The sequence below is a fragment of the uncultured Azonexus sp. genome (assembly GCF_937982035.1).
In the GTDB taxonomy this organism is placed as follows: domain Bacteria; phylum Pseudomonadota; class Gammaproteobacteria; order Burkholderiales; family Rhodocyclaceae; genus Azonexus.
On sequence record NZ_CALJNI010000011.1, the window covers coordinates 20,759 to 43,234 of the forward strand.

At 62.1% G+C, this 22,476-nt stretch carries 28 protein-coding genes and 4 tRNA genes; 14 read left to right on the forward strand and 18 right to left on the reverse strand.

What is annotated here, in order from left to right; all coding sequences use genetic code 11:
* Positions 1-91: 91 nt before the first annotated feature.
* Both efp and Q0799_RS08525 read right to left on the reverse strand, forming a co-directional pair.
* Positions 92-649 carry an elongation factor P gene (gene efp, locus Q0799_RS08520; protein ID WP_298397096.1) on the reverse strand — a complete coding sequence of 186 codons (558 nt, stop codon included), beginning with the start codon at positions 647-649 and terminating at the stop codon, positions 92-94.
* 37 nt (positions 650-686) lie between these two features.
* Complete coding sequence (locus tag Q0799_RS08525) at positions 687-1,754, reverse strand: elongation factor P maturation arginine rhamnosyltransferase EarP (RefSeq protein ID WP_298397098.1); 1,068 nt, start codon at positions 1,752-1,754, stop codon at positions 687-689.
* A gap of 7 nt (positions 1,755-1,761) precedes the next feature.
* Here Q0799_RS08525 and uvrC point away from each other — a divergent pair, with 7 nt between their 5' ends.
* The 7 genes from uvrC to Q0799_RS08560 all read left to right on the forward strand — a co-directional run bounded on the left by uvrC (position 1,762) and on the right by Q0799_RS08560 (position 5,138).
* Positions 1,762-3,597, forward strand: a complete 1,836-nt coding sequence (uvrC, locus tag Q0799_RS08530) for an excinuclease ABC subunit UvrC (protein WP_298397101.1) — start codon at positions 1,762-1,764, stop codon at positions 3,595-3,597.
* A gap of 6 nt (positions 3,598-3,603) precedes the next feature.
* Positions 3,604-4,182 carry a CDP-diacylglycerol--glycerol-3-phosphate 3-phosphatidyltransferase gene (gene pgsA / locus Q0799_RS08535; RefSeq protein ID WP_298397104.1) on the forward strand — a complete coding sequence of 193 codons (579 nt, stop codon included), beginning with the start codon at positions 3,604-3,606 and terminating at the stop codon, positions 4,180-4,182.
* Positions 4,183-4,235: 53 nt separating this feature from the next.
* Positions 4,236-4,311: transfer RNA gene (locus Q0799_RS08540), tRNA-Gly, on the forward strand.
* Between the two features lie 52 nt (positions 4,312-4,363).
* Positions 4,364-4,437: transfer RNA gene (locus Q0799_RS08545), tRNA-Cys, on the forward strand.
* Between the two features lie 7 nt (positions 4,438-4,444).
* Positions 4,445-4,520: transfer RNA gene (locus tag Q0799_RS08550), tRNA-Gly, on the forward strand.
* A gap of 68 nt (positions 4,521-4,588) precedes the next feature.
* Positions 4,589-4,674 (forward strand) — tRNA-Leu (locus Q0799_RS08555).
* A gap of 11 nt (positions 4,675-4,685) precedes the next feature.
* The gene (locus tag Q0799_RS08560) at positions 4,686-5,138 is read left to right on the forward strand and encodes a DUF1178 family protein (protein ID WP_028995589.1); all 453 of its coding nucleotides are present in this window, start codon (positions 4,686-4,688) and stop codon (positions 5,136-5,138) included.
* 169 nt (positions 5,139-5,307) lie between these two features.
* Here Q0799_RS08560 and Q0799_RS08565 read toward each other — a convergent pair whose 3' ends face one another.
* Genes Q0799_RS08565 through mltG form a run of 6 tightly spaced genes read right to left on the reverse strand, consistent with a single transcriptional unit; the run spans position 5,308 to position 9,730 of the window.
* The gene (locus Q0799_RS08565; RefSeq protein ID WP_298397108.1) at positions 5,308-5,967 is read right to left on the reverse strand and encodes an ankyrin repeat domain-containing protein; all 660 of its coding nucleotides are present in this window, start codon (positions 5,965-5,967) and stop codon (positions 5,308-5,310) included.
* Positions 5,964-6,731 carry a TatD family hydrolase gene (locus Q0799_RS08570; RefSeq protein ID WP_298397111.1) on the reverse strand — a complete coding sequence of 256 codons (768 nt, stop codon included), beginning with the start codon at positions 6,729-6,731 and terminating at the stop codon, positions 5,964-5,966. The genes Q0799_RS08565 and Q0799_RS08570 overlap by 4 nt, the downstream gene beginning before the upstream one ends.
* A gap of 8 nt (positions 6,732-6,739) precedes the next feature.
* On the reverse strand, positions 6,740-7,102 hold the full coding sequence (locus Q0799_RS08575) for a PilZ domain-containing protein (protein WP_028995586.1): 363 nt from the start codon (positions 7,100-7,102) through the stop codon (positions 6,740-6,742).
* Positions 7,099-8,127 carry a DNA polymerase III subunit delta' gene (holB, locus tag Q0799_RS08580; protein ID WP_298397116.1) on the reverse strand — a complete coding sequence of 343 codons (1,029 nt, stop codon included), beginning with the start codon at positions 8,125-8,127 and terminating at the stop codon, positions 7,099-7,101. The genes Q0799_RS08575 and holB overlap by 4 nt, the downstream gene beginning before the upstream one ends.
* Entirely contained in the window at positions 8,127-8,738 is a 612-nt protein-coding gene (tmk, locus tag Q0799_RS08585; RefSeq protein WP_298397119.1) for a dTMP kinase, read from the reverse strand. The genes holB and tmk overlap by 1 nt, the downstream gene beginning before the upstream one ends.
* Positions 8,735-9,730, reverse strand: coding sequence for an endolytic transglycosylase MltG (mltG, locus tag Q0799_RS08590; RefSeq protein ID WP_298397124.1), 996 nt, complete (start codon positions 9,728-9,730; stop codon positions 8,735-8,737). The genes tmk and mltG overlap by 4 nt, the downstream gene beginning before the upstream one ends.
* A gap of 112 nt (positions 9,731-9,842) precedes the next feature.
* Here mltG and Q0799_RS08595 point away from each other — a divergent pair, with 112 nt between their 5' ends.
* Positions 9,843-10,862, forward strand: coding sequence for a folate-binding protein YgfZ (locus Q0799_RS08595; protein WP_298397127.1), 1,020 nt, complete (start codon positions 9,843-9,845; stop codon positions 10,860-10,862).
* 9 nt (positions 10,863-10,871) lie between these two features.
* Entirely contained in the window at positions 10,872-11,621 is a 750-nt protein-coding gene (locus tag Q0799_RS08600; protein WP_298397130.1) for an NRDE family protein, read from the forward strand.
* Here the strand turns inward: Q0799_RS08600 and Q0799_RS08605 are convergent.
* Entirely contained in the window at positions 11,591-12,073 is a 483-nt protein-coding gene (locus Q0799_RS08605) for a L,D-transpeptidase (RefSeq protein WP_298397133.1), read from the reverse strand. The genes Q0799_RS08600 and Q0799_RS08605 overlap by 31 nt on opposite strands.
* The gene (tadA, locus tag Q0799_RS08610; protein WP_298397136.1) at positions 12,070-12,567 is read right to left on the reverse strand and encodes a tRNA adenosine(34) deaminase TadA; all 498 of its coding nucleotides are present in this window, start codon (positions 12,565-12,567) and stop codon (positions 12,070-12,072) included. Before tadA ends, Q0799_RS08605 begins: the two co-directional genes overlap by 4 nt.
* 84 nt (positions 12,568-12,651) lie before the next feature.
* Between tadA and Q0799_RS08615 the strand changes: the two genes are divergently transcribed.
* Positions 12,652-13,743: a calcium/sodium antiporter gene (locus Q0799_RS08615; protein ID WP_298397139.1), complete on the forward strand. Its 1,092-nt coding sequence runs from the start codon at positions 12,652-12,654 to the stop codon at positions 13,741-13,743.
* A 45-nt stretch (positions 13,744-13,788) separates the two neighbouring features.
* Here Q0799_RS08615 and guaA read toward each other — a convergent pair whose 3' ends face one another.
* Both guaA and guaB read right to left on the reverse strand, forming a co-directional pair.
* Positions 13,789-15,423 carry a glutamine-hydrolyzing GMP synthase gene (gene guaA, locus Q0799_RS08620; RefSeq protein WP_298397144.1) on the reverse strand — a complete coding sequence of 545 codons (1,635 nt, stop codon included), beginning with the start codon at positions 15,421-15,423 and terminating at the stop codon, positions 13,789-13,791.
* A gap of 60 nt (positions 15,424-15,483) precedes the next feature.
* Positions 15,484-16,947: an IMP dehydrogenase gene (guaB, locus tag Q0799_RS08625; RefSeq protein WP_298397147.1), complete on the reverse strand. Its 1,464-nt coding sequence runs from the start codon at positions 16,945-16,947 to the stop codon at positions 15,484-15,486.
* A gap of 67 nt (positions 16,948-17,014) precedes the next feature.
* Between guaB and Q0799_RS08630 the strand changes: the two genes are divergently transcribed.
* Positions 17,015-17,512 carry a DUF4124 domain-containing protein gene (locus Q0799_RS08630; RefSeq protein ID WP_298397150.1) on the forward strand — a complete coding sequence of 166 codons (498 nt, stop codon included), beginning with the start codon at positions 17,015-17,017 and terminating at the stop codon, positions 17,510-17,512.
* A gap of 3 nt (positions 17,513-17,515) precedes the next feature.
* On the opposite strand, the gene Q0799_RS08635 is transcribed toward Q0799_RS08630, so the two are convergent.
* Positions 17,516-17,836 carry an RnfH family protein gene (locus Q0799_RS08635; RefSeq protein ID WP_298397153.1) on the reverse strand — a complete coding sequence of 107 codons (321 nt, stop codon included), beginning with the start codon at positions 17,834-17,836 and terminating at the stop codon, positions 17,516-17,518.
* Positions 17,826-18,272 carry a type II toxin-antitoxin system RatA family toxin gene (locus Q0799_RS08640; RefSeq protein WP_298397156.1) on the reverse strand — a complete coding sequence of 149 codons (447 nt, stop codon included), beginning with the start codon at positions 18,270-18,272 and terminating at the stop codon, positions 17,826-17,828. Before Q0799_RS08640 ends, Q0799_RS08635 begins: the two co-directional genes overlap by 11 nt.
* A 60-nt stretch (positions 18,273-18,332) precedes the next feature.
* On the opposite strand from Q0799_RS08640, the gene smpB reads away from it, so the two are divergent.
* From smpB to Q0799_RS08655, 3 genes are read left to right on the forward strand one after another with little or no spacing between them, the layout of a single operon-like run.
* Complete coding sequence (smpB, locus tag Q0799_RS08645) at positions 18,333-18,782, forward strand: SsrA-binding protein SmpB (protein ID WP_298397158.1); 450 nt, start codon at positions 18,333-18,335, stop codon at positions 18,780-18,782.
* A gap of 1 nt (position 18,783) precedes the next feature.
* The gene (locus Q0799_RS08650; protein WP_298397160.1) at positions 18,784-19,404 is read left to right on the forward strand and encodes a TRIC cation channel family protein; all 621 of its coding nucleotides are present in this window, start codon (positions 18,784-18,786) and stop codon (positions 19,402-19,404) included.
* A gap of 51 nt (positions 19,405-19,455) precedes the next feature.
* Positions 19,456-20,079 (forward strand): response regulator transcription factor, encoded by a 624-nt coding sequence (locus Q0799_RS08655; RefSeq protein WP_298397442.1) that lies wholly within the window; start codon positions 19,456-19,458, stop codon positions 20,077-20,079.
* On the opposite strand, the gene Q0799_RS08660 is transcribed toward Q0799_RS08655, so the two are convergent.
* From Q0799_RS08660 to tsaB, 4 genes are all read right to left on the reverse strand, one after another.
* Complete coding sequence (locus Q0799_RS08660; protein ID WP_298397162.1) at positions 20,072-20,473, reverse strand: Hpt domain-containing protein; 402 nt, start codon at positions 20,471-20,473, stop codon at positions 20,072-20,074. The two genes, Q0799_RS08655 and Q0799_RS08660, sit on opposite strands and share 8 nt — an antisense overlap.
* A 94-nt stretch (positions 20,474-20,567) precedes the next feature.
* A complete protein-coding gene (locus Q0799_RS08665) occupies positions 20,568-21,299 on the reverse strand; it encodes a uracil-DNA glycosylase (protein ID WP_298397164.1) in 732 nt (243 codons plus the stop codon).
* Positions 21,296-21,763, reverse strand: a complete 468-nt coding sequence (rimI, locus tag Q0799_RS08670; RefSeq protein ID WP_366940769.1) for a ribosomal protein S18-alanine N-acetyltransferase — start codon at positions 21,761-21,763, stop codon at positions 21,296-21,298. Before rimI ends, Q0799_RS08665 begins: the two co-directional genes overlap by 4 nt.
* A complete protein-coding gene (tsaB, locus tag Q0799_RS08675; protein ID WP_298397166.1) occupies positions 21,760-22,443 on the reverse strand; it encodes a tRNA (adenosine(37)-N6)-threonylcarbamoyltransferase complex dimerization subunit type 1 TsaB in 684 nt (227 codons plus the stop codon). The genes rimI and tsaB overlap by 4 nt, the downstream gene beginning before the upstream one ends.
* Between the last annotated feature and the right edge of the window lie 33 nt (positions 22,444-22,476).

Genomic DNA, 22,476 nt, shown 5'->3' on the forward strand with positions numbered 1-22,476 from the left:
ATTCTGGCAGAAAAGCATGTCGCTTTGGCGACACCCCGGAAAAAGCAAGGGCAGCCGAAGCTGCCCCTGGCGATTCCGGCAGAAGCAGGAATTACTTGCTGCGGCTGCGGTATTCGTCGGTGCGCGTATCGATTTCGATCTTGTCGCCGATTTCGACGAAGGCCGGAACCGGCAGCTCGAAACCGGTGGAGATCTTGGCCGGCTTCATGACCTTGCCCGAGGTGTCGCCCTTGACCGCCGGCTCGGTGTAGATGACTTCGCGGACCAGCGAGTTCGGCAGTTCAACGGAGATGGCCTTGCCGTCGTAGAACACGACTTCGCAGGGCATGCCGTCTTCGAGGTACTTGAGCGCGTCGACCATGTTCTCGGCTTCGACTTCGAACTGGTTGTAGTCGGCGTCCATGAACACGTACATCGGGTCGGCGAAGTAGGAGTAGGTCACTTCCTTCTTGTCGAGGATGACGACTTCGAACTTGTCATCGGCCTTGTAGACCGCTTCCGACGGGTTGCCGGAGAGCAGGTTCTTCAGCTTCATCTTGACGACGGCAGCGTTGCGGCCGGACTTGTTGTATTCGGTTTTCTGGACGACGAGCGGGTCGCTGCCGACCATGATCACGTTGCCGGAGCGGAGTTCCTGTGCGGTCTTCATGAGAGATATTCCAGAGGCTGAAAATAAAAACGCGCGATTATACCGCGTCGGCACAGAATTTGACGAGGCTTGCACTCAATTCCGGCAGCCGCATGCAATCCTGTTGCCATTTGCGCGCATGCCGGTCGATGGCCGGCAGATGCGCCAGGAAATCCTGCCAGGCGGCGGGCAACGTCGTCGGCGGCACCGGCCTGTTCCAGGCCAGGAAGATGTTGCGCACCGCCGTTGCGGCGGCGGATTCCAGCCCGACTGTGTAGCGGTCGATAAAGGCCGTCAGTTTGTCGAGGTGGGCGTCGTCGTCCTGCGGATAAATGTGCCAGACGAAGGGCCGGCCGGCGAGTTGGGCGCGGACGAAGGAATCCTCGCCACGCACGATGTTGATCGCGCAACGGCGGAGCAGGGCGTCGTAGTCGGCTTGCGCCAGGAAAGGCACCGGCTCGATGCGGGCTGTGCCGAGTTGCCACGGCCCGTCGCCGGGCAGGCAGGCGCGCACGGCAGTCAGCGGCTTGCCCGGCGAGACCAGGCAGCGCAGCGGTTCGGGCGCGCTGGCCAGGGCTTCCAGCCACGGTCCGATCGGGGCGTTGTCATAGCAGAACAGGCTGATCTCGCCAGTGGCCGGCTCGGTGGTCAGCGGCAGGCCCGGTTCGCGCAGCAAGCCGCCGGTCGCCGGGGAAAAGCCGGGGAAGAAGAAATACTTGATCAGCGGCAGGCTGGCGTGCGGCGAGGCGACGCCATGACAACTCTCGGCCCAGGCTTCGGCGGTCAGGTATTCGAGATTGATCCAGGCCGGCGCCTTGGGCAAATCGGCCATGGCTTGCAGGTAGCTGGCGGGCAGTTCGCAGGCAAAGGCCTCGATGACGACATCGGCAACCCGGTCGACGACAAAGGGCGTCGTCCATTGCCGGACCTCGATACCGTCAAGGTGTTGCGCGGCGGCCTGCGGATCGAGCGCCGGGCACAACTGGCGCATGCTGCCCAGGTCGTCGACCCACAGCCTGACCCGGCGGCCATGTACGCCCGACAAATGGCGGGCGAGTCGCCAGCAGACGCCGATGTCGCCGTAGTTGTCGACGACGCGGCAGAAAATGTCCCAATGAAGCTGCATGGCCGGCATGTTAACATCGCTCCCCGTGGCTTTCGACGCAAAATCCTTCCTCGCTTCCCTGACCGAGCTCCCTGGTGTGTACCGGATGATCGGTGCCGACGGCGCCGTGCTCTACGTTGGCAAGGCCAAGAACCTGAAGAAGCGGGTCGCTTCCTACTTCCGCGACAACCTGTCGAGTCCGCGCATCGCCCACATGGTCGGCCAGATCGACCACATCGAGACGACCGCGACGCGTACCGAAGCGGAAGCGTTGCTGCTGGAAAACAACCTGATCAAGTCGCTGGCGCCGCGCTACAACATCCTGTTCCGCGACGACAAGTCCTACCCCTACATCGTGCTGACGCGCGACAAGTTCCCGCGGCTCGGCTTCTACCGTGGCAACCCGGACCGCAAGGCCGATTACTACGGGCCTTATCCGTCGTCGTGGGCGGTGCGCGACAGCATCCACCTGCTGCAGAAGATGTTCCGCCTGCGCACCTGCGAGGACAGCGTTTTCGCCAACCGCTCGCGGCCCTGCTTGCTGTATCAGATCAAGCGTTGCAGCGGCCCCTGTGTTGGCTACATTGCGACCGACGACTACGCCGCCGACGTCCAATATGCGGCGATGTTCCTCGCCGGCAAGCAGCAGGAAGTGATCAAGCGCCTCAACACGGCGATGGAGAAGGCCGCCGAGAAACTCGCCTTCGAACTGGCGGCGATCTACCGCGACCAGATCCAGTCGCTGCACCAGGTCCAGGAAAAGCAGTTCGTTTCGAGCAGCAAGGGCGAGGATGTCGATATCGTCGTCGCCGTGCGTGAAGCCGGACAACTCTGTGTCAACCTGGCGATGGTGCGTGGTGGCCGCCATCTCGGCGACCGCCCGCTGTTCCCGAGCAATGCTGGCGATTCGACCGCCGCCGACGCGCTGACCGCCTTCCTGCGCCAGCATTACGAGCTGCACCCGGTGCCCGGCCGCTTGCTGGTCTCGCCGCTGCCGGAAAGCGAAGAGATCGAGGAAACCGCCGCCAGCCTGGCCGAACTGGCCGGCCGGCCGGTGCCCATCGCCGAAGCACGCACGCTGACGCAGAAGGCCTGGGTCGAAATGGCGCTGCAAAATGCCCGTCTGGCCATCCTCGCGCGCAACCAGGCGTCGGCACAGCAGGAACAGCGCCTGGCCGCGCTGCAGGAGGCATTGCAACTGAGCGAGCCGATTGCCCGCATCGAATGCTTCGACATCAGCCACACCATGGGCGAGAGCGCCGTCGCCTCGTGCGTTGTTTACGACGGTAACAAGATGAGCAAGCGCGATTACCGCCGCTTCAACATCCGCGACATCACGCCCGGCGACGACTATGCGGCCATGCGCCAGGCGGTGACGCGGCGCTACGACGGCATCGCCAGCGGCGAGGGCAGGGCGCCCGACCTGATCCTGATCGACGGCGGTAAAGGCCAGGTCACCTCGGCCTGGGCAGCACTTGCTGACCTCGGCCTGACCCACCTGAACATGATCGGCGTCGCCAAGGGTGAAGAGCGCAAACCCGGCTTGGAAAGCCTGATCTTTCCGGAGGCCGACGGCCGGCCGCCGCTCAACCTGCCGTCCGACCATCCGGCGCTGCACCTGATCCAGGAAGTGCGCGACGAGGCGCACCGCTTTGCCATCACCGGCCATCGCGGCCAGCGCGCCAAGAGCCGCAAGACATCCACGCTGGAAAGCCTGCCCGGCGTCGGCCCGGCTCGCCGTAAAGCCTTGATCGCCCGTTTCGGCGGCCTGGCCGGCGTGCGGGAGGCAAGCGTCGACCAGCTCGCCGAGATTCCCGGCATCGGTCGCGAACTCGCCGAAAAGATCCATTCCGCCTTACACTGACGGCCTATGCCATTCAATCTTCCCATCCTGCTCACCTGGCTGCGCATCGTCGCCATCCCGCTGCTGATCGCGGTCTACTACCTGCCGGCCGATTGTGCGACGGCGCAGGAGCGCAACCTGATCGCCACGCTGATCTTCATCGCCGCCGCGCTGACCGACTGGGCCGACGGCTACCTGGCGCGCAAGCTCAACCAGACCTCGGCCTTCGGCGCCTTCCTCGACCCGGTTGCCGACAAGCTGATGGTCGCCGCCGCGCTGATCGTGCTGGTCCAGCTCGGCCGCGCCGACGCCATCGTCGCCGCCATCATCATCGGTCGCGAGATCACCATCTCGGCGTTGCGCGAATGGATGGCCAAGATCGGCGCGGCGAAGAGCGTCGCCGTCTCAATGCTGGGCAAGGTCAAGACCGCCGCGCAGATGGCAGCGATCCCGCTGTTGCTGTTCCAGGCATCGCTGTTCGGCATCGATACGATGCTGGCTGGCGAGTGGTTGATCTGGCTGGCGGCACTGCTGACCTTGTGGTCGATGGGCTATTACCTGCGCATGGCGTGGCCGGAAATTGCCAGGCGTAGTGCGGAAAAATAGAAGAGGGTGTTGACAAATCCCTTGGAGCGTCTATAATGCGCGCTCTGTTTGACGCGGCAGTAGCTCAGTTGGTAGAGCGATACCTTGCCAAGGTATAGGTCGAGAGTTCGAGACTCTTCTGCCGCTCCAAATTCCTCGGGGAAGCATTGCTTCCTTGTTAGCAGTAAAAGTTTGTAGGCGTGGCGCGATAGCAAAGCGGTTATGCACCGGATTGCAAATCCGTGTAGGTCGGTTCGACTCCGGCTCGCGCCTCCAGAGACATGCGGCAGTAGCTCAGTTGGTAGAGCGATACCTTGCCAAGGTATAGGTCGAGAGTTCGAGACTCTTCTGCCGCTCCAGTCTGAAAAGGGAAAGCGCAATGCGCTTTCCCTTTTTCATATCTGCTTCCCGATATAATCGCGAAGCCGCCCGGATGGTGAAATTGGTAGACACAAGAGACTTAAAATCTCTCGCTCTTTGAGCGTACCGGTTCGACCCCGGTTCCGGGCACCACTAGGCCAGTCATGATCATCTACGACCTGAGTTGCGACAACGATCACCGCTTTGAAGGCTGGTTCCGCAGCCCCGACGATTTCGAAGCACAAAACGCACGCCAATTCATCCGTTGCCCGCAATGCGACAGCGCCAATGTGCGCCGCATACCATCGGCCGTGGCTATCGGCGGCCATGCCGAGGACAGGGAAGTGCCGACCGAATCCCGTTCAGCCAGCACGGTCAGCACGGCGATGGTGCCGGCGAACTCGCAAGTGGCCGCAGCCTACCAGGCGCTGGTCGACGCCATCGTTGAAAGCGCGGAGGACGTCGGCAGCAGCTTCGCCGAGGAAGCCCGTCGCATCCACTACAACGAAGCCCCGGAACGCTCGATCCGCGGCCAGGCCACCAGCGATGAACGCGAAGCCTTGCTGGACGAAGGCATCGATATATTCCAGCTACCGGTGATTCGGAACAAACACTAAGCATTGATCGCCGCTGATCGTATCCATCCCACACGTTCAGCGGCCAAATCGATATCCCTTGCGCAAACACAATTTAACATAATACAAATTATACGAAGTTATTGAAATGCGGGAAAAGGTGTTTTCCGCCTGCCGCCTTCTCCCATCATCAGAACCTTAGTATTTCTAACTACTGAGCCGGCTTCGTTGCTTGCTGGGCTGACACGGCGCGTAATTGTTCGGCGATATCCGTATTGTTGAAGCGAAGCGCGATATCCAGCGCAGACTCACCGCGGTCGGTTCGCAGTTCCGTGTTCGCCTTCGCTGCAAGCAAGGCGTTGACGATGGGCCGGAAACCTCCCCGTGCTGCCGCCATCAGCGCAGACATGCCGCTTTCGCTGACTGCATCGACGTTGGCGCCGTGGCGCAAAAGGAAGGCGACGATCTCCGAATGGCCGCCAAAAGCCGCATAAACGAGCGGCGGCCAGCCCGGAACTTCCTGGGATGCTCCTGCCGCGACCAGGATCTCGACAATGCGTTGGTGCCCACGCAATGCCGCCAGGGCCAGGGCCGTGTCGCCGGCGGCGTTACGGGCGTTGAGTTTGGCTCGGTGATTGACCAGTAATTCGGCCAATTGCGCATGGCCGTCGCGGGCAGCCAGCATCAATAGCGTATTGCCCTCGATGTCCGTCGTGTCTGCCGAAGCGCCACGGGCCAGCAGCCGGCCAATGGCGTTGGCGTCGCCCAGTCTGGCCCCCTGGATCAGATCGTCGTAGGTGCTGCCATGGACAAGCAGCGGCATGGTAGTGGCGAACAGTACGGCAACCAGCGTTTTCTTCAGCATTTTCATGTCTCCGGACGGAACAGGCGCCTGAAATTCTCGGTACTTGCAGCGGCAATGGTTTCAAGCGGCTGTTCACGCAGCCGGGAAATTTCCTCGGCAACATAGCGCACGTAAGCCGGTTCATTCTGTTTGCCGCGATATGGTGCGGGCGCCAGGTACGGCGCGTCGGTTTCGATCAGCAGGCGGTCGAGCGGACATCGGCGTGCCACATCCTTGACGATGTGCGCATTCTTGAATGTGACGATGCCGGAAAAGGAGAGATGGAAACCGATGTCCAGCGCCTGTTGAGCGATTTCCCAATTCTCGGTGAAGCAATGCATGACCCCGCCGACCGCGGAAGCCCCCTCCTCGCGCAGGATGCGGATGGTGTCTTCGGCCGATTCGCGAGTATGCACGACCAGCGGCTTGCCGCAGCGCAAGGCAGCGCGGATGTGGGTGCGGAAACGGGCCCGCTGCCAATCGGGCTTATCCTTGTGCCAGTAATAATCCAGCCCGGTTTCGCCGATACCGAGGACTTTCGGGTGACGGGCCAGCGCCAGCAGCCGCTCCTCGTCCGGTTCTTCGGCATCGGTGTATTCGGGGTGAACGCCCACCGTCGCGTAGAGAATCGGAGATTGCTCGGCAACGGCCAGGACGCGGGAAAAATCTTCGAGATTGACGCCGATGCACAGCGCGGCGCCGATATCGTTGGCCTGCATGGCCGACAGGACGTCCGGCAAGCGCTCGGCGAGTCCGGGAAAATCGAGATGGCAGTGCGAGTCGACCAGCATCGGTCGGATCAGAGCGTGTGGGTTGGGCGAGCCGACTGCAGGACGCCGCCGAGCAGACCTTCGATCTTGCGGCGCGCTTCCTGGCCACTCTCGTCATCATTGAAATGCACACCGATCCCCTGCGCGCGACCATTCTGCGCGCCGGCCGGCGTGACCCAGATCACGGTACCGGCAATCGGCAGCTTGGTCGGGTCGTCCATCAGGGAGAGCAGCATGAAGACTTCGTCGCCCAGGGTGTAGCCGCGTGTTGTCGGAATGAATATCCCGCCATGACGGAGGTGCGGCATGAAGGCCGCGTATAGGGCGGATTTCGAGTTGATGTTCAGCGACAGGACGCTGGGGCGCTGCGGGGCGGTTTTGGCTTCGCTCATCCTCGATCTGCGGAAAACAGTGCTCGGTAGTCCAGAAAAATGCTTTCCAGGAAGAGTCTCGCATTCAGCGGTTGCTCTGCTTCCTGGCGACGCAGGTTCATGTTTCGATAGAAAGTGATCAGTCGAACGGTGGGAATCATATCAGCCAGCATGCCGATTTTGGCCTGCTGGGCCAGAAAATATCTCGCAGAGAAGCCGTTCTTGCTCAGCGTGAGATCGACCAGCCACTTCTGCATGGCTTCTACAACCTGCTTGAGCTGCAGGCTGCCCTTGCTGTCCTTGATCAGCTTTTCCAGGTCGCCGGCCATTTGCAGCGGCGATGCGTTGCGCCCCTCCTGCAGGCGAGTCACCAGAACATCGAGCCAACTCCCCTGCCCGGCGGCGGCCATTTCTTCGGCAAAGCGCGGGGAGCCGCCGCTCAGTGCCAGCCAGCGCTCCGCGTCGGCAATACCGGATGCCTTGAGTGCGGCAACTGCCACCTGCTGGGGCGGCGTTGCCACGGACAGTATCTGGCAGCGGCTGCGTATCGTTGGCAACAAACCGGAAGGCTCTCCAGAAACCAATAAAAACAATATATTTGGTGGAGGTTCTTCAAGTATTTTCAAGATCGAATTCGCGGCATTCCGGTTCATTGCTTCGGCCGGGTTGATCAATACGATGCTGAGCCCGCCGCGGTGGCTGCCAACCCCCAGGAATTCGTCAAGGCCGCGAATCTGGTCAATGGTGATCTGCTGGCTGGGCTTCTTCTTGCCCTCTTCCACCTCGCTTGCCGCAGCGAGCGCTTCCGGTTGCAGCAAACGAAAATCCGGATGATTGCCCTGGGCAAACCAGTTGCAAGCCAGGCAATGGCCACAGGCGGTGCCGTTCTCGGTACGGCTCTCGCACAGTAGCGAAGCAGCAAACTCGCGGGCCAGCGCAAACTTGCCCAGGCCTTTCTGGCCAATCAGCAACAAGGCGTGCGGCAGGCGATCACGCCTGGACTGCAGGCTCTCCCAGGTGTCGGAATGTATCTCTAAAATGTTCATTAACAAATACTTGAAACAATAACTTCAAGTTGTTTGCGAATTTGTTCGATGCTGTTGTCGGCAGCCACCGTGCGAATTCTCGAGGGGCTGGCCTGAGCGCGATCCAGATACGCCTGGCGGACGCGATGATGAAAATCGGCGCGCTCCTGCTCGAATTTGTCGAGTACGCGGTTGGCCAGAACGATGCGTTCCCGCGCAACTTCGAGTGGCAGGTCAAACAACAGGGTCAAATCCGGTTGTAGATGTTCATGGACCCAGTGTTCAAGTGCCAGGAATTTGGCTTTGTCGAGGCCGCGTCCGCCACCCTGATAGGCCCAGGTGGCATCGCTGAAACGATCGCAGATCACCCATTCTCCGCGCGCCAGCGCCGGTTCGATACGCTGGGCCAGGTGTTCCCGGCGGGCGGCGAACATCAGCAGCGTCTCCGTTTCCAGGTGCATCGATTCGTTGAGCAGCAATTCACGCAGCTTTTCACCCAACGGGGTGCCGCCCGGCTCACGCGTAACCAAGACCGTGAGACCGCGACCGCGCAGGGTCTCGGCCAGCCACTCGACATGGCTGCTCTTGCCGGCCCCGTCGATGCCTTCGAAAGTGATGAATTTGCCTCTCATTTTCCGCCTCTCTGGTAACGGTTCACGGCACGGTTGTGCTCGTCGAGTGTTCGTGAAAACTGACTGGTGCCGTCGCCGCGCGCAACGAAATAGATGGCAGTGCTGTCAGCCGGTGAAATTGCCGCGCGCAGCGAGGCTAGCCCCGGCATGGCGATCGGCGTCGGCGGCAGACCGGCTCGCGTATAGGTGTTGTAGGGTGTGTCAGTCTGCAGGTGAATCTTGCGCAGATTGCCATCGAAAGCTTCGCCCAGCCCGTAGATGACCGTCGGATCGGTCTGCAGGCGCATGCCGATGCGCAGTCGGTTGACGAAGACGGCAGCGACATGGGCGCGGTCTTCCTCGCGGCCGGTTTCCTTCTCGATGATCGAGGCCATGGTCAGGACATCGTCCGCCGTCTTGTACGGCAGGCCCGCCGGACGTTGCGACCAGGTTTCGTCCAGTCGGGCCTGCATCGAGGCGACTGCCCGAGCGATCAGTTCGAGATCGCTCGACTCCTTGTCGAACAGGTAGGTATCGGGAAACAGCCTGCCTTCCAGACTGCTCAGCGGCAGTCCCAGGCGGGCGATGATCTGCGCTTCGCTCATGCCCAGCGTATCGTGCCGCAACGCCGGATGGGCATCGAGCCGGGCGCGGAATTGGCGGAAAGTCCAGCCCTCGACCAGCGTGATGCTGGCCTGGATGACTTTGCCGCTGGCCAGTTTTTCGAGCAGGCTGAGCGGTGTTTCGCCGACCGAAGTGCCGTATGTGCCAGGCTTGATCGCGCCACTTTTCCCTTGCCAGCGGGCGAGCAGGACGAACAGGTCGGCATCGACCGACAAGCCTGCCTCGTTCATTTGCCTGACCGCTGCCCGCAGGCTGCTGCCCGGCATGACGCGGAATTCAAGCGCATTTTCGGAAACCTCGATCGGCTGCTGGGTCCACCAGACGAAGCTGGCGGCCAAACCGATGGCGGCAATCAACAACAGGGCAACAAGACGAAAAACAAGACGCATGGGAACTCGTGACGCTTTGGCTGGTCTTGCCCGTCGGAAACGAGCATGGATGTGCGCACGAAAGCGTGCACCGAAACGGGCGATATAATAGCCCAAACCTCAAGGAGCCCTCATGAATCCCCATTGGCGCAGCTTTCTCGAATCGACCGACGCCTGCTTTGCCGCAGATGTTCCGGAAGTCCTGCACTTCGGCGACGCTCAGGCGGAATTGCTGGCAGCCAGCCGGCAAACCGTCCTCGTACCGCTGACGCACCTGGCGATCCTCCGCGCCAGCGGCGACGAAGCCAAGACTTTCCTGCACGGCCAACTGACCAGCGACGTCAATCATCTCGCCCAGGGCGCCGCCCAGCATGCCGGATGGTGTACGGCCAAGGGACGGATGCAGGCCAGCTTCGTCGTCTGGCACGAGAACGAAAGCTACCGGATGTTGCTGGCAGCCGATCTGCTCGAAGCCACCGCCAAGCGCCTGCAGATGTTCATCCTGCGCGCCAAGGTCAAGCTGCAGGTGGAAAGCGACACGGTCCTGCTCGGCCTGGCTGGCCCGCAAGCCGCCGAAGCGCTGACCGATGCCGGACTGCCTATCCCCGATGGCACCATGCGCGCCACGAGCAGCGGCGACGGCACCAGCATCATTCATGTCGACGCCCAACGCTACATCCTGGCTGCCCCGGTGGCCGCCTTGCCCGTGCTTTGGCAGAAGCTCGGCGTCAAGGCACGCCCGGCCGGCGTGCCGGCCTGGCGCTGGCTGGATGTGCAGGCAGCCTTCCCGTTGGTCAGCCTGGCCACCAAGGAAGAATTCGTGCCGCAGATGGCGGATTTCGAAAAGATCGGCGGCGTCAGTTTCAACAAGGGCTGCTACCCGGGGCAGGAAATCGTCGCCCGCACGCAGTACCTGGGCAAGGTCAAGCGCCATCTCTACCGACTGAGTGCCGACATTCCGCTGACTGCCGGTGCCGATCTTTATTCGCCCGACAACCTGGAACAGGCCAGCGGCAAGGTGATGCTGGGTGCGCCCTCGCCCGCCGGCGGTCACGTGGCGCTGGCGGTGGTTCAGTCCAACTACGCTGGCAACCTGCGTCTTGGCAGCCGCGATGGACAACAGGTGACAGCCAGCGCGGTCAATCCGGCCTGACCGGGATCGATGTGCCTGATCCTGGTCGGCTGGCAGGTCCATCCGGCTTACCCGCTGGTGGTCGCCGCCAACCGCGATGAGTTTCATGCCCGGCCGACGGCGTCTGCCGCTTTCTGGGAAGAAGATGCGCGGGTGTTTGGCGGGCGCGATCTCGAAGCCGGCGGCACCTGGCTGGGCGCCACCCGCGACGGTCGCTTCGCGGCCGTCACCAATGTGCGCGAGCCCGGCGCTGTCAAAGGAAAGCGCTCGCGCGGCGAACTCACTGCCCGTTTTCTGCTCGACCAGCAAGCGGCCCAGACCTACGCCGAAGCGCTGACGCCGGGCGATTACTCAGGCTTCAACCTGCTGCTTGCCGACCGGGAAACGCTGGTTTACGCCTCCAATCGCGACCCCGGCTACCGCAGCCTGCCGCCGGGTGTTTATGGATTATCCAACCACCGCCTGGACACGCCCTGGCCGAAACTGCTCAAGGCGCGCGAGAACTTTTCCCGGGCGCTCGATCGGCTACCCGATGAAGCCGCCTTCTTCGAACTCCTGGCTGACCGCAGCATCGAAACCGACGACCGCCTGCCGGATACCGGCGTGCCACTGGCCTGGGAAAGGCTGCTGTCGGCAGTTTTCGTGCAATCGCCGGATTACGGCACGCGCGCCTCGACGCTGCTGCTGCGCAATGCGGCCGGCGACATGGTGTTGTACGAGAAAAGCTTTGCCGCAGACGGCAGCGAAACTCAGTCTTCGCGGATTTCGACGGCCGTATAGCACGGCACCAGGTCGAACAACTCGATGATGTCGGCGTTGCGCATGCGGACGCAGCCATGCGATCCGGGAACCCCCATTTGCGCCGTATCCGGCGAGCCGTGGATATAGACGTAGCGGCGCATCGTATCGACGCAACCGAGACGGTTGTGGCCGGGCTCACACCCCGACAGCCAGAGGATGCGCGTCAGGATCCAGTCGCGTCCCGGAAATTGTTCGGCCAGTTCCGGCGTCCAGATCTCCCCGGTCGGCCGGCGGCGGACGAATACGGTGTTGGCCGCCTGACCGGCACCGATCTTGGCGCGGATGACGTGCATTCCGCGTGGTGTCCGGTAACTACCCGACTGCTCGCCGACCCCGGCCTTGGCGGTCGAAACGGCGTATTCCTTCAGGAGCGTACCATCGTCGTCCTTTACCTGCAGGCGCTGATGGGCGACCGAGATCATGAGTTTCATGTCGTTTTCCGGCGCCGCCCGGCAAAGAAGGCGGACAGCAACTGACTGCATTCGTCGGCCAGAATGCCGCCTTCCACGCTGGCATGATGATTCAGCCGCTGGACACCGAACAGATCGACCACGCTGCCATGAACGCCGGTTTTCGGATCGCGCGCGCCGTAAATGACCCGGCTGATCCTCGCATGCATGATCGCACCGGCGCACATCGCGCAAGGTTCCAGCGTCACGTACAGTTCGCAACCCGGCAAGCGGTAATTGCCCATCGTCCTGGCTGCATCGCGCAAGGCCGCGATTTCCGCGTGCGCCGTCGGATCATGCTCGCCGATCGGCGAATTGAAGCCGCGACCGACGATTTTTCCGTCGAGCACGACGACGGCACCAACCGGAACTTCGCCAAGGCATTCGGCCGCCCGCGCCAAGGATATGGCCTCGCGCATGAAATATTCGTCGCTCAAGCCGGACGGCTGGATATCAACAGTATTTTCCGAAGTCATTATTCGATGTGGCGAGCGAGGCGGAGGCGTAGTATACCGCAGCCTTGAAAGGCACTTCCCCCTCACCGTTTTCGTATTGCGATCATGTTCGAACATATACTGATGTTTATCCTGGGGCTTGCTGCCCTGACCCTGGGCGCTGAACTGCTGGTGCGCGGCGCGGCCCGTCTGGCGCTGACTTTCGGCATTTCACCGCTGGTCATCGGCCTGACCATTGTCGCCTTCGGCACCAGCGCGCCGGAAATGGCCGTATCCGCCGGTGCCGCGCTCAACGGTAGCGGCGACCTGGCGATTGGCAACGTGGTCGGCAGCAATATCGCCAATATCCTCCTGATTCTCGGCCTGTCCGCATTGATCGTCCCGCTGGCAGTCAATGAACAGATCATCCGCCAGGAAATCCCGATCATGATCGGCACCTGCCTGCTGTTCGTAGTTTTTGCCATGGACGGCAACATCGGGCGCGGCGAAGGCGCCCTGCTCTTCACACTGGTCATCGTCTACACGGTCTTCCTGGTCACGCAGTCGCGCCGCGCAAGCAAGGAGGCCGAAGCTGAGTTCGCCGATGAAATGCCGGACACCAGCAGCCGCTGGGATGCCCACTGGAGCGTGCAGGCCCTGCTGGTGATCGGCGGACTGGGCTTGCTGGTTATCGGTGCCGACTGGCTGGTCGATTCGGCTGTCGCGGTCGCAAAGATCTTTGGCGTCAGTGATCTCGTCATCGGCCTGACCGTCGTCGCTGTCGGTACCTCGATGCCGGAAATCGCCACCTCGCTGGTTGCCGCCTGGCGCGGCGAACGCGATATTGCCGTCGGCAATGTGGTCGGTAGCAACATTTTCAACATACTTGCCGTTCTCGGATTCTCCAGCCTCATCGCCGACGGTGGAATCATCGTTTCCGAAGCGGCACGCAATTTCGACCTGTGGGTGATGCTGGCCGTTGCTTTCGCTTGCCTGCCCATCTTTGTTACCGGTCGCGAAATTGCCCGCTGGGAAGGCGGTGTATTCATCGCGTATTACGTCGCCTACACGGCCTACCTCGTACTGGCAGCCACCCAGCACGACAGCCTGTCCGCATTCTCCTCGACCATGCTTGGCTACGTGCTGCCGCTGACGGTAATCACCTTGATCGTCAGTTTTGTGCGAAGTAACGGAAAACAGCCGCCAGCAAACAGCTAAAGAAAAACGCCCCTGGTTTCAGGGGCGTTTTTTATTTTCCCGGGATCATTCCCACTCGATCGTCGCCGGCGGTTTGCCGGAGACGTCGTACACCACCCGGTTCAGCCCGCGCACTTCGTTGATGATCCGGTTGGACACCCGGCCGAGGAGTTCATACGGCAGGTGCGCCCAGTGCGCGGTCATGAAGTCGCTGGTAACGACGGCACGCAGCGCGACGACGTTCTCGTAGGTGCGGCCGTCGCCCATCACGCCGACGCTCTTGACCGGCAGGAAGACGGCGAAGGCCTGGCTGGTCAGGTCGTACCAGGTCTTGCCGACATCAGCTTCGGTGCAGGCGCCGGCCGCGACATCGCGTTCGGTAGCCACGGTCGCGCGCAGCTCATCGATGAAAATGGCGTCGGCCCGCTGCAGCAGTTGCGCGGCCTTCTGCGTGACTTCGCCGAGGATGCGCACGCCCAGGCCGGGGCCGGGGAACGGGTGGCGATAGACCATTTCGCGCGGCAGGCCGAGAGCGACGCCGAGTTCGCGGACCTCGTCCTTGAACAGCTCGCGCAGCGGTTCGAGCAGCTTCAGGTGCATGTCTTCCGGCAGGCCGCCGACGTTGTGGTGACTCTTGATGGTGTGCGCGCCCTTCTTGCCCTTGCCGGCCGATTCGATCACGTCCGGATAGATCGTGCCCTGGGCCAGCCATTTTGCCGACACCAGCTTCTTCGATTCGGCCTGGAAGACCTCGACGAATTCCTTGCCGATGATCTTGCGCTTCTGTTCCGGGTCGGAGACGCCGGCCAGCTTGCCCATGAAGTCGTCGACCGCATCGACGCGGATGACCTTGACGCCGAGGTTGCGCGCGAACATGTCCATGACCATGTCGCCTTCGTTGAGGCGCAAGAGGCCGTGATCGACGAAAACGCAGGTCAGCTGGTCACCGATGGCGCGGTGAATCAGCGCCGCGGCAACGCTGGAATCGACGCCGCCGGACAAGCCGAGGATGACATCATCGCTGCCCACCTGGGCGCGGATCGCGGCAACGGCTTCGGCGATGTAGTCGCCCATCACCCAGTCGGTGCCGCAGCCGCAGATGCCGTGCACGAAACTTTCGAGGATGGCACGGCCCTGCACGGTGTGCGTAACTTCCGGGTGGAACTGCACGGCGTAGAACTTGCGGCTTTCGTCGGCCATGCCGGCGATCGGACAGGAGGGCGTGGACGCCATGGTCTTGAAGCCGGGCGGCAGTTCCATCACGGAATCACCGTGGCTCATCCAGACCTTGAGCATGCCGTGACCTTCGGCCGTGGTGAAGTCGGCGATGTCCTTCAACAACGCCGTATGGCCATGTGCGCGCACTTCGGAATAGCCGAATTCGCGCGCCTTGCCGGCCGCCTCGGCAGTCATCACCTTGCCGCCCAGTTGTTGCGCCATGGTCTGCATGCCGTAGCAGATGCCGAGCACCGGAATGCCCAGTTCGAAAACGATCTTCGGCGCGCGCGGCGTATCGCCCTCGGTGACCGAATTCGGTCCGCCCGACAGGATGATGCCCTTGGCGCCGTAGTTGCGGATGAAGTCATCCGAGACGTCGTAGGGATGGATCTCGCAGAAGACCTTGGCTTCGCGCACGCGACGGGCGATCAGCTGGGTGACCTGGGAACCGAAATCGAGGATGAGGATTTTCTGGTGGGACATGTTCACAACCTTGAATGAAAAAGGCGGCTGAATTAGCCGCCCTTCTGGACACTGGAACGATCAGTCGAGGTGATAGTTCGGCGCTTCCTTGGTGATCTGCACGTCGTGCACGTGCGACTCGCGGATGCCGGCCGAAGTGATCTCGACGAAACAGGCTTTCTCGTGCATGTCGGCGATGCTCGGCGTGCCCAGGTAGCCCATCGACGAGCGCAGGCCGCCCATCAACTGGTGGATCACGGCAAGTACCGAGCCCTTGTACGGGACGCGGCCTTCGATACCTTCCGGCACGAACTTGTCGACGTTACCGGTGTTCTCCTGGAAGTAGCGATCCGAGGAGCCGGCCTGCATGGCTCCCAGGGAGCCCATGCCCCGGTAGGACTTGTAGGAGCGGCCCTGGAACAGCTCGACCTCGCCCGGGGCTTCCTCGGTGCCGGCGAACAGGCCGCCGAGCATGACCGTGTCGGCACCTGCGGCAATCGCCTTGGCGATGTCGCCGGAGTAGCGGATGCCGCCGTCGGCGATCATCGGCACGCCGGTGCCCTTGAGCGCTTCGGAAACGTTCTGGATGGCGGTGATCTGCGGCACGCCGACACCGGCGACGATGCGCGTGGTGCAGATCGAACCGGGGCCGATGCCGACCTTGACCCCGTCGGCGCCGGCATCAACCAGTGCGCGCGCGGCGTCGGCGGTGGCAATGTTGCCGCCGATGACCTGAATCTGCGGGTAGTTCTTCTTGACCCAGCGAACGCGATCAAGCACGCCCTGCGAATGACCGTGGGCGGTATCGACGACCACCACATCGACGCCGGCCTCAGCCAGCAATTCGACGCGCTCTTCCGTACCGGCACCGACGCCGACCGCGGCGCCGGCACGCAAACGACCGCTGGCGTCCTTGTTGGCGAGCGGATGTTCAGTCGACTTGAGGATGTCCTTGACGGTAATCAGGCCCCGCAGTTCAAAATTGGCATTGACCACCAGCACGCGCTCCAGGCGGTGCAGACGGATCAGTTCCTTGGCATCCTCGACACTGGCTTCCTCGTTGACCGTAACCAGGCGCTTGCGCGGCGTCATGATCGACTTCACGGGTTGGTCGAGGTTGGTTTCGAAACGCAGGTCGCGGTTGGTGACGATGCCGACCACCTTGCCGTTCTTGTCGATCACCGGCAGGCCGGAAATCTTGTGCTGGCGGGTGATTTCAAGGACATCGCGCACCGTCATGTTCGGCGTCACGGTGATCGGATCGCGCAGGATGCCCGACTCGAAACGCTTGACCTTGGCCACTTCGGCGGCCTGGGCACGGGACGAGAGGTTCTTGTGAATGATGCCGATACCGCCTTCCTGGGCCATAGCAATAGCCAACCGGCCTTCGGTCACGGTATCCATGGCGGCCGACAGCAGCGGCAGGTTCAGGGTGATGTCGCGGGTCAGGCGCGTGGCGAGGCTGACATCGCGGGGAAGAACTTGAGAATGGGCGGGGACGAGCAGGACGTCGTCGAAAGTCAGGGCTTTTTGCAGAAGTCGCATGGCCTTTGATCCAAGGTCACAAAATCGTATTATACAGAAATCCTTTGCAAAGCCCGATGACCGGACCATGAAGAAATCGCTGATTGTTGCACTGGCACTGGCCTCGAGTGTCAGCCTGATGACCGCGCAGGCCCAGACTTACCAGTGGAAGGACGCCAGCGGCAAGACAGTCATTTCCGACACGCCGCCACCGGCAAGTGCGCGCGGCGCTCGCTCGCTTGGCGTACGGCAGCCGAATGTGGCGACCGGCACGACTGAGCCCGAAAAAGCAAACGCAGAACCGCCGGCCCAGACCGCCCCACAATCGGCGGCAGAACAGGAAGTCGAGTTCCGCAAGCGTCAGCAGGAAGCGCGGGAAAAAGCCGAGAAAGCCGAAAAGGAAGCCGCCGCGCTCAAGGAAAAACGCGAAACCTGCGAGCGGGCGCGCAACAATTACCGCATGCTGCAATCGGATACGCCGGTCAGTCAGGCCGCCAAGGATGGCAGCGTCTCGGTCATCAGCCCGGCTCAACGCCGGCAGGAAATGGACCGCACCCGCCGCATCATGCAGGATGCCTGCAAGTAAGCCTCAGGCGTCGGCATCGCCGGCGCCCTTCTTCATGACCTTGCCTTCGGCCGCCCGTTGCTTGCGTACCTCCTTGGGGTCGGCGATCAGCGGCCGATAGATTTCCACCCGGTCGAAGTCGCGCAACGCGGCATCGAGTTTCGACAGCTTGTTCCAGATGCCGAACTTGTTCTTCGCCAGATCGATTTCCGGGTATTTCTCGACCAGCCCCGAAGCTTCAACCGCCTGCTTCAGCACACTGCCGGCCGGCAGACGCAAACGGACAACTTCCTGCTTGTCGGGCAGCGGGTAACAGACTTCGATGTTGATCATTTCATCCGCCATGGTTGGCTCCATAGACCTGCGCGGCACGGCGCACGAAGGCATCGACGAAGGTGTTGGCGATGTGGCTGAACACCGGGCCGATGATTTTCTCGAACAATTTGCTGGAAAACTCGTAATGCAGCCTGAACTCGATCTTGCAGGCGTTTTCAGCCAAGGGGCGGAAATGCCAGGCCCCCTCGAGATGCCGGAACGGGCCATCGACCAGACGGATTTTCATCAGGGTCGGGAATTCCTTGTCGTTCTCGGTGGTGAAACTCGACTTCACCGCGTGGTAGTTGATGTGCAGCGTCGCCACGGTCTTCGTGTCGTCGCGCAACTTGAGCTCGGTGCGACTGCACCACGGCAGGAAAGCCGGATAGTCCTCGCAACGATCCACCAACTCGAACATCTGCTGCGCAGAATGTTCGATCAAGACTGTTTTTTCGACCAGGGCCATGCGGCGGCAGCGTTCCTGTAATCCTGTAGAATCGCGGATTTTAATGGATCGCGTGGCGGCATGAGCATTACGGTCAACAAAAAAGCCTTTCACGATTACTTCGTCGAAGAGAAGTATGAGGCAGGCATGGTCCTTGAAGGTTGGGAAGTCAAGGCGATTCGTGCTGGCCGCATGAACATCAAGGAATCCTACGTCATCATCCGCCATGGCGAACTGTTCCTGATCGGCATGCACATCAGCCCGCTGTCGACGGCATCGACCCATAACCACCACGACCCGGTACGCACCCGGAAATTGCTGCTGCACGCGCGCGAGATCGGCAAGTTGATCGGCAAGGTCGAGCGTGCCGGCTACGCGCTGGTCCCGCTCGACCTGCATTTCGTCCGCGGCCGGATCAAGCTCGAAATCGGTCTGGCCAAGGGCAAGAAGCAATACGACAAACGTGCCGACCAGCAGGAAAAGGAAGGCAAGCGCGAAGCTCAGCGGGCCATGAAGGAAAACCTGCGCTGACATGAGCATGGACGCCCTGCTCTACTGGGTCGGCATGTCCGCGGTGGCAGTCAACGCACTGACCGGTGTGCTCGACGCCAGCCGCAAGCAGATGGATCTCATCGGGGCGCTATTGGTCGCCGTGGCCACGGCGCTTGGCGGCGGCACCGTCCGCGACCTGCTGCTCGATCGCAACGTTTTCTGGGTGGCCGACCAGGCTTACCTGATGACTGCCCTGGCGACCGGCATGGGGGCTTTTTTCGTGGTCCGCCGCATCAACGTGCCGCAGCAGTTGTTCCAGATACCCGACGCCATCGGCTTGGCCCTGTTTACCATCATCGGCACCCAGATCGCGCTGCAGTGGCATGTGCCCTGGCTGGCCGCCAGCTTGATGGGCGTGATCACCGGCGTGGTCGGCGGCGTGCTCCGCGACATCCTGTGCAATGACGTCCCCAGCATCTTCCTCAAGGGAGAGCTGTATGCAACGGCAGCCTGGATTGGCGCACTGTCACTGATCGCCATGCAGGAACTCGGACTGCCTGCGGTCAACGCGGCCTGGGCCGCGATGGGTATCGTCTTGCTGTTGCGCCTGCTCTCCCTGCGTTTGGGTATCACCATGCCGGTGCTGGGCGCCCCAAGGTAAAACCCCAGTGGGTGGCACAAGGCGGCGGTTTTGGCATATTCTGTCCGCACGATGAATACCGTGCGAATAGTTTTAGTAGACGACCACTTGCTGGTCCGCGCAGGCATTCGGGCTTTGCTCGAATCGCTCCCCGGCTATCAAGTGCTTGCCGAATGCGCTGACGGCCGGCAGGCCATCGCGGAGATCGAACGTAGCTCGCCCGATGTCGTCCTGCTGGATATTGCCATGCCAGGCCTGTCGGGCATTGAGGTGGCGCGACTGGTCCGTCGCAGCAATCCGCAAGTGCGCATCCTGATCCTGTCGAGCATCGACCGGCGTGACGTTGTCGACCAGGCCTTCGATGCCGGCGCGAACGGGTATCTGCTCAAGGATTTCATCCTCGACGAGTTGCAGCAGGCCTTGCTGGCCGTCATGGAACAACGCCCCTTCCTGTCATCGAAAATCAGCGAACAACACGGCACCGATTCGGCTTCGCCTTGCGATGGACTCACCGCACGGCAAACCGAGATCCTGCGCCTGGTTGCCAACGGGCACACCACCAAGGAAATTGCCCGCGATCTCGGCATCAGCCCGAAAACCGTCGAGTTTCATCGGGCGCGTTTGATGCAGCGGATTGGCGTCCACGACGTCACCGGTCTGACACGTTTCGCCGTTCAGAACGGCCTGCTCAACTGAGATCGGAAGCCGGATTCTCTTCCTGGTAACGCCTCAGTTCGTCATGGACTGCGACTAGCGCATTGCGCAGTGCGGCACTGCGCGCCAGCCAGTTGATACCCGCTCCATCCTGGCGGTGGCAATGCAGGACGTATTCGAGTTCCCGCGCCAGCGCAACGGCACGGTGCGCCGAAAACAGGACGCAGCTTCCGCGGATGTCGTGCACGACATCCTGCATCGCTGCAATATCATTCTCCTTTGCCGCATGTTCGAGCCGGGCAAGCAAGTGGGGATGATTTTCGAGGAATAGCTGAACCAGCCGGTTGGCGGCCGCCCGATTACGACCAAGATTCACCAGCAGGTAATCGAGATTGCAAATTGGCCCGCCGTTGTTTGTGTCGAGGGGATTCGACATGGACGAACACCTTCTTCTTCTTTGTGTTGTTCGTCATAGCTTAAAAACAAAGGCATGCCGCGGGAACCGGGTATTACCCTAGGGGCTGTTAATTTTATTGATTTACCCGCTTCAGCAGCCGTCGGGCAAACAGTAGATCTTCCCAGGCCTTGGCCTTGTCCGGCAGGTTGCGCAACAGGTAAGCCGGGTGGTAAGTCACCGCCACAGGGATGCCCTTGTACTCGAAAGACTGGCCGCGCATGGCGCCGAGCGCCCGGTCATCGCCCAGTACCGAATGTACGGCAGCCTTGCCGAGCAGCACGATCACACGTGGTTTGAGCAACTCGATCTGGCGGACCAGCCAGGGGCGGCAGGCCGCCATCTCGGCGGCTTCCGGCGTGCGGTTGTTGGGTGGCCGGCACTTCACGGCATTGGCGATATAAACCTTGTCGCCGCGGGCCAGATCGAGCGCCGCCAGCATGGCGTCGAGCAGCTTGCCGGCCTGCCCGACGAAGGGCTCGCCACGCATGTCCTCTTCCGCTCCCGGCCCCTCGCCGATGAACAGCCAGTCGGGATTGCGGTCGCCCACGCCGGTAACCGCCTGCTTGCGCTGCTGGCAAAGGCCGCAGTTGCGGCATTCGGAGATCGCCGCCTCCAGCGTCGGCCAGTCCATCGTATCGGTGGCGACGGTTGATGGCGATGCCTGCTCCGGGACTAGCTCCACGGCCGGTGCGTCGGCCGCGACCACCGGTATCGGCTCGGGCGGCGATGCCGGCGGCGCGTCCCGCAACACCCACAGGGGCGAGATGCCCATTTCGACCAGCATCTGTTCCCGGCTCAGGCTCATGCCAGCTCCTTTTCGAAAACCAGCGCATCCTCGCGACCGATGGCCGCCGGATAGTATTCCCGACGAACGCCCAGTTGCCGGAAGCCAAAATGGCGATAGAGCTCGACCGCGCGCGCGTTGCTCGGCCTCACTTCAAGGAACATCCGGTGCGTACCGGCCATGCGGGCGGCGTCCATGGCATTGCGCAGCAAACGGGCGCCGTAGCCCTGCCCCTGATATTTACCGGCGACGCCGATGTTCAGCAGATGCGCTTCGTCGAGCACGCGCATGACCACCGAAAACCCGATCAGTTCGCCGCCCAGACGCGCTACCCAGGCACTGTAGCCGGCATGCAGGGAATCGGCAAAATTACCCCGGGTCCAGGGAAAAGCCTGCAGCGAGGCTTCCAGCGCAGCGACTGCGTCGAGATCGGACTCGGCCATCGGAAAATACTCGACGGTCAGCAACGGAAGCGGACGATTCACGCGCGCCCACCTTCGCTCAAGCGTTCACTGATCGTCTTGGCGACCTTGTCACGGATGTACAGCGGTGCCGCCAGCGCCGGATCGATGCCCTCGCCGGCCGCCAATTTCAATGCCCCGAGACGGGCCAGCCATGAGGCTTCCGGCAGGATGGACGGCATTAATGTCAGGGCAGCCCCCAGGCGTTCGGCCAGTGCCGGATAGGCCGTCAGGGCATTGCCGCAGGCTAGCCAGTCGGCGGATGGCAGATCGACATTGTCCGGTGCCGTGACCCGGATACCGCCTTGCAGAACCATGACGTCGCCCCGGCGCCGATAGCTGGCGCTGTAAACCTCGCCCATGCGGGCGTCGAGCAAGGCAAGCACCTGCTCTGCCCCGGTCGCGGCGGCCATGGCTTCCAGACTGACCACCGGCAGCAGCGGCAGGTCGGCGGCGACAGCCAGCCCTTGGGCGGCACCGCAGGCCACGCGCAAGCCGGTAAAGGCACCGGGACCCGTATCGAAGGCTATCGCATCGAGCTGGCCGATGGCGATGCCACTCTCAGCCAGCAATTCGCGCACGAGCGGCAACAGCGTTTCCGAATGCGAGCGCCCGGGCGGACAAATGCGTTCGATCACCGCGCCGTCCTGCCACAAGGCGCAGGAACCCGTTTCGGTGGAGGTTTCTAGGGCAAGTATCTGCATGGGGCATCATTCTACCGGAGAGCCCCAAGGCAG

What these genes read in the sequence shown, in the direction of transcription:
- efp (WP_298397096.1), bottom strand. Translation starts at nt 649, where the DNA reads ATGAAGACCGCACAGGAACTCCGCTCCGGCAACGTGATCATGGTCGGC.
- Q0799_RS08525 (WP_298397098.1), bottom strand. Translation starts at nt 1,754, where the DNA reads ATGCAGCTTCATTGGGACATTTTCTGCCGCGTCGTCGACAACTACGGC.
- uvrC (WP_298397101.1), top strand. Translation starts at nt 1,762, where the DNA reads ATGTTAACATCGCTCCCCGTGGCTTTCGACGCAAAATCCTTCCTCGCT.
- pgsA (WP_298397104.1), top strand. Translation starts at nt 3,604, where the DNA reads ATGCCATTCAATCTTCCCATCCTGCTCACCTGGCTGCGCATCGTCGCC.
- Q0799_RS08560 (WP_028995589.1), top strand. Translation starts at nt 4,686, where the DNA reads ATGATCATCTACGACCTGAGTTGCGACAACGATCACCGCTTTGAAGGC.
- Q0799_RS08565 (WP_298397108.1), bottom strand. Translation starts at nt 5,967, where the DNA reads ATGAAAATGCTGAAGAAAACGCTGGTTGCCGTACTGTTCGCCACTACC.
- Q0799_RS08570 (WP_298397111.1), bottom strand. Translation starts at nt 6,731, where the DNA reads ATGCTGGTCGACTCGCACTGCCATCTCGATTTTCCCGGACTCGCCGAG.
- Q0799_RS08575 (WP_028995586.1), bottom strand. Translation starts at nt 7,102, where the DNA reads ATGAGCGAAGCCAAAACCGCCCCGCAGCGCCCCAGCGTCCTGTCGCTG.
- holB (WP_298397116.1), bottom strand. Translation starts at nt 8,127, where the DNA reads ATGAACATTTTAGAGATACATTCCGACACCTGGGAGAGCCTGCAGTCC.
- tmk (WP_298397119.1), bottom strand. Translation starts at nt 8,738, where the DNA reads ATGAGAGGCAAATTCATCACTTTCGAAGGCATCGACGGGGCCGGCAAG.
- mltG (WP_298397124.1), bottom strand. Translation starts at nt 9,730, where the DNA reads ATGCGTCTTGTTTTTCGTCTTGTTGCCCTGTTGTTGATTGCCGCCATC.
- Q0799_RS08595 (WP_298397127.1), top strand. Translation starts at nt 9,843, where the DNA reads ATGAATCCCCATTGGCGCAGCTTTCTCGAATCGACCGACGCCTGCTTT.
- Q0799_RS08600 (WP_298397130.1), top strand. Translation starts at nt 10,872, where the DNA reads ATGTGCCTGATCCTGGTCGGCTGGCAGGTCCATCCGGCTTACCCGCTG.
- Q0799_RS08605 (WP_298397133.1), bottom strand. Translation starts at nt 12,073, where the DNA reads ATGAAACTCATGATCTCGGTCGCCCATCAGCGCCTGCAGGTAAAGGAC.
- tadA (WP_298397136.1), bottom strand. Translation starts at nt 12,567, where the DNA reads ATGACTTCGGAAAATACTGTTGATATCCAGCCGTCCGGCTTGAGCGAC.
- Q0799_RS08615 (WP_298397139.1), top strand. Translation starts at nt 12,652, where the DNA reads ATGTTCGAACATATACTGATGTTTATCCTGGGGCTTGCTGCCCTGACC.
- guaA (WP_298397144.1), bottom strand. Translation starts at nt 15,423, where the DNA reads ATGTCCCACCAGAAAATCCTCATCCTCGATTTCGGTTCCCAGGTCACC.
- guaB (WP_298397147.1), bottom strand. Translation starts at nt 16,947, where the DNA reads ATGCGACTTCTGCAAAAAGCCCTGACTTTCGACGACGTCCTGCTCGTC.
- Q0799_RS08630 (WP_298397150.1), top strand. Translation starts at nt 17,015, where the DNA reads ATGAAGAAATCGCTGATTGTTGCACTGGCACTGGCCTCGAGTGTCAGC.
- Q0799_RS08635 (WP_298397153.1), bottom strand. Translation starts at nt 17,836, where the DNA reads ATGGCGGATGAAATGATCAACATCGAAGTCTGTTACCCGCTGCCCGAC.
- Q0799_RS08640 (WP_298397156.1), bottom strand. Translation starts at nt 18,272, where the DNA reads ATGGCCCTGGTCGAAAAAACAGTCTTGATCGAACATTCTGCGCAGCAG.
- smpB (WP_298397158.1), top strand. Translation starts at nt 18,333, where the DNA reads ATGAGCATTACGGTCAACAAAAAAGCCTTTCACGATTACTTCGTCGAA.
- Q0799_RS08650 (WP_298397160.1), top strand. Translation starts at nt 18,784, where the DNA reads ATGAGCATGGACGCCCTGCTCTACTGGGTCGGCATGTCCGCGGTGGCA.
- Q0799_RS08655 (WP_298397442.1), top strand. Translation starts at nt 19,456, where the DNA reads ATGAATACCGTGCGAATAGTTTTAGTAGACGACCACTTGCTGGTCCGC.
- Q0799_RS08660 (WP_298397162.1), bottom strand. Translation starts at nt 20,473, where the DNA reads ATGTCGAATCCCCTCGACACAAACAACGGCGGGCCAATTTGCAATCTC.
- Q0799_RS08665 (WP_298397164.1), bottom strand. Translation starts at nt 21,299, where the DNA reads ATGAGCCTGAGCCGGGAACAGATGCTGGTCGAAATGGGCATCTCGCCC.
- tsaB (WP_298397166.1), bottom strand. Translation starts at nt 22,443, where the DNA reads ATGCAGATACTTGCCCTAGAAACCTCCACCGAAACGGGTTCCTGCGCC.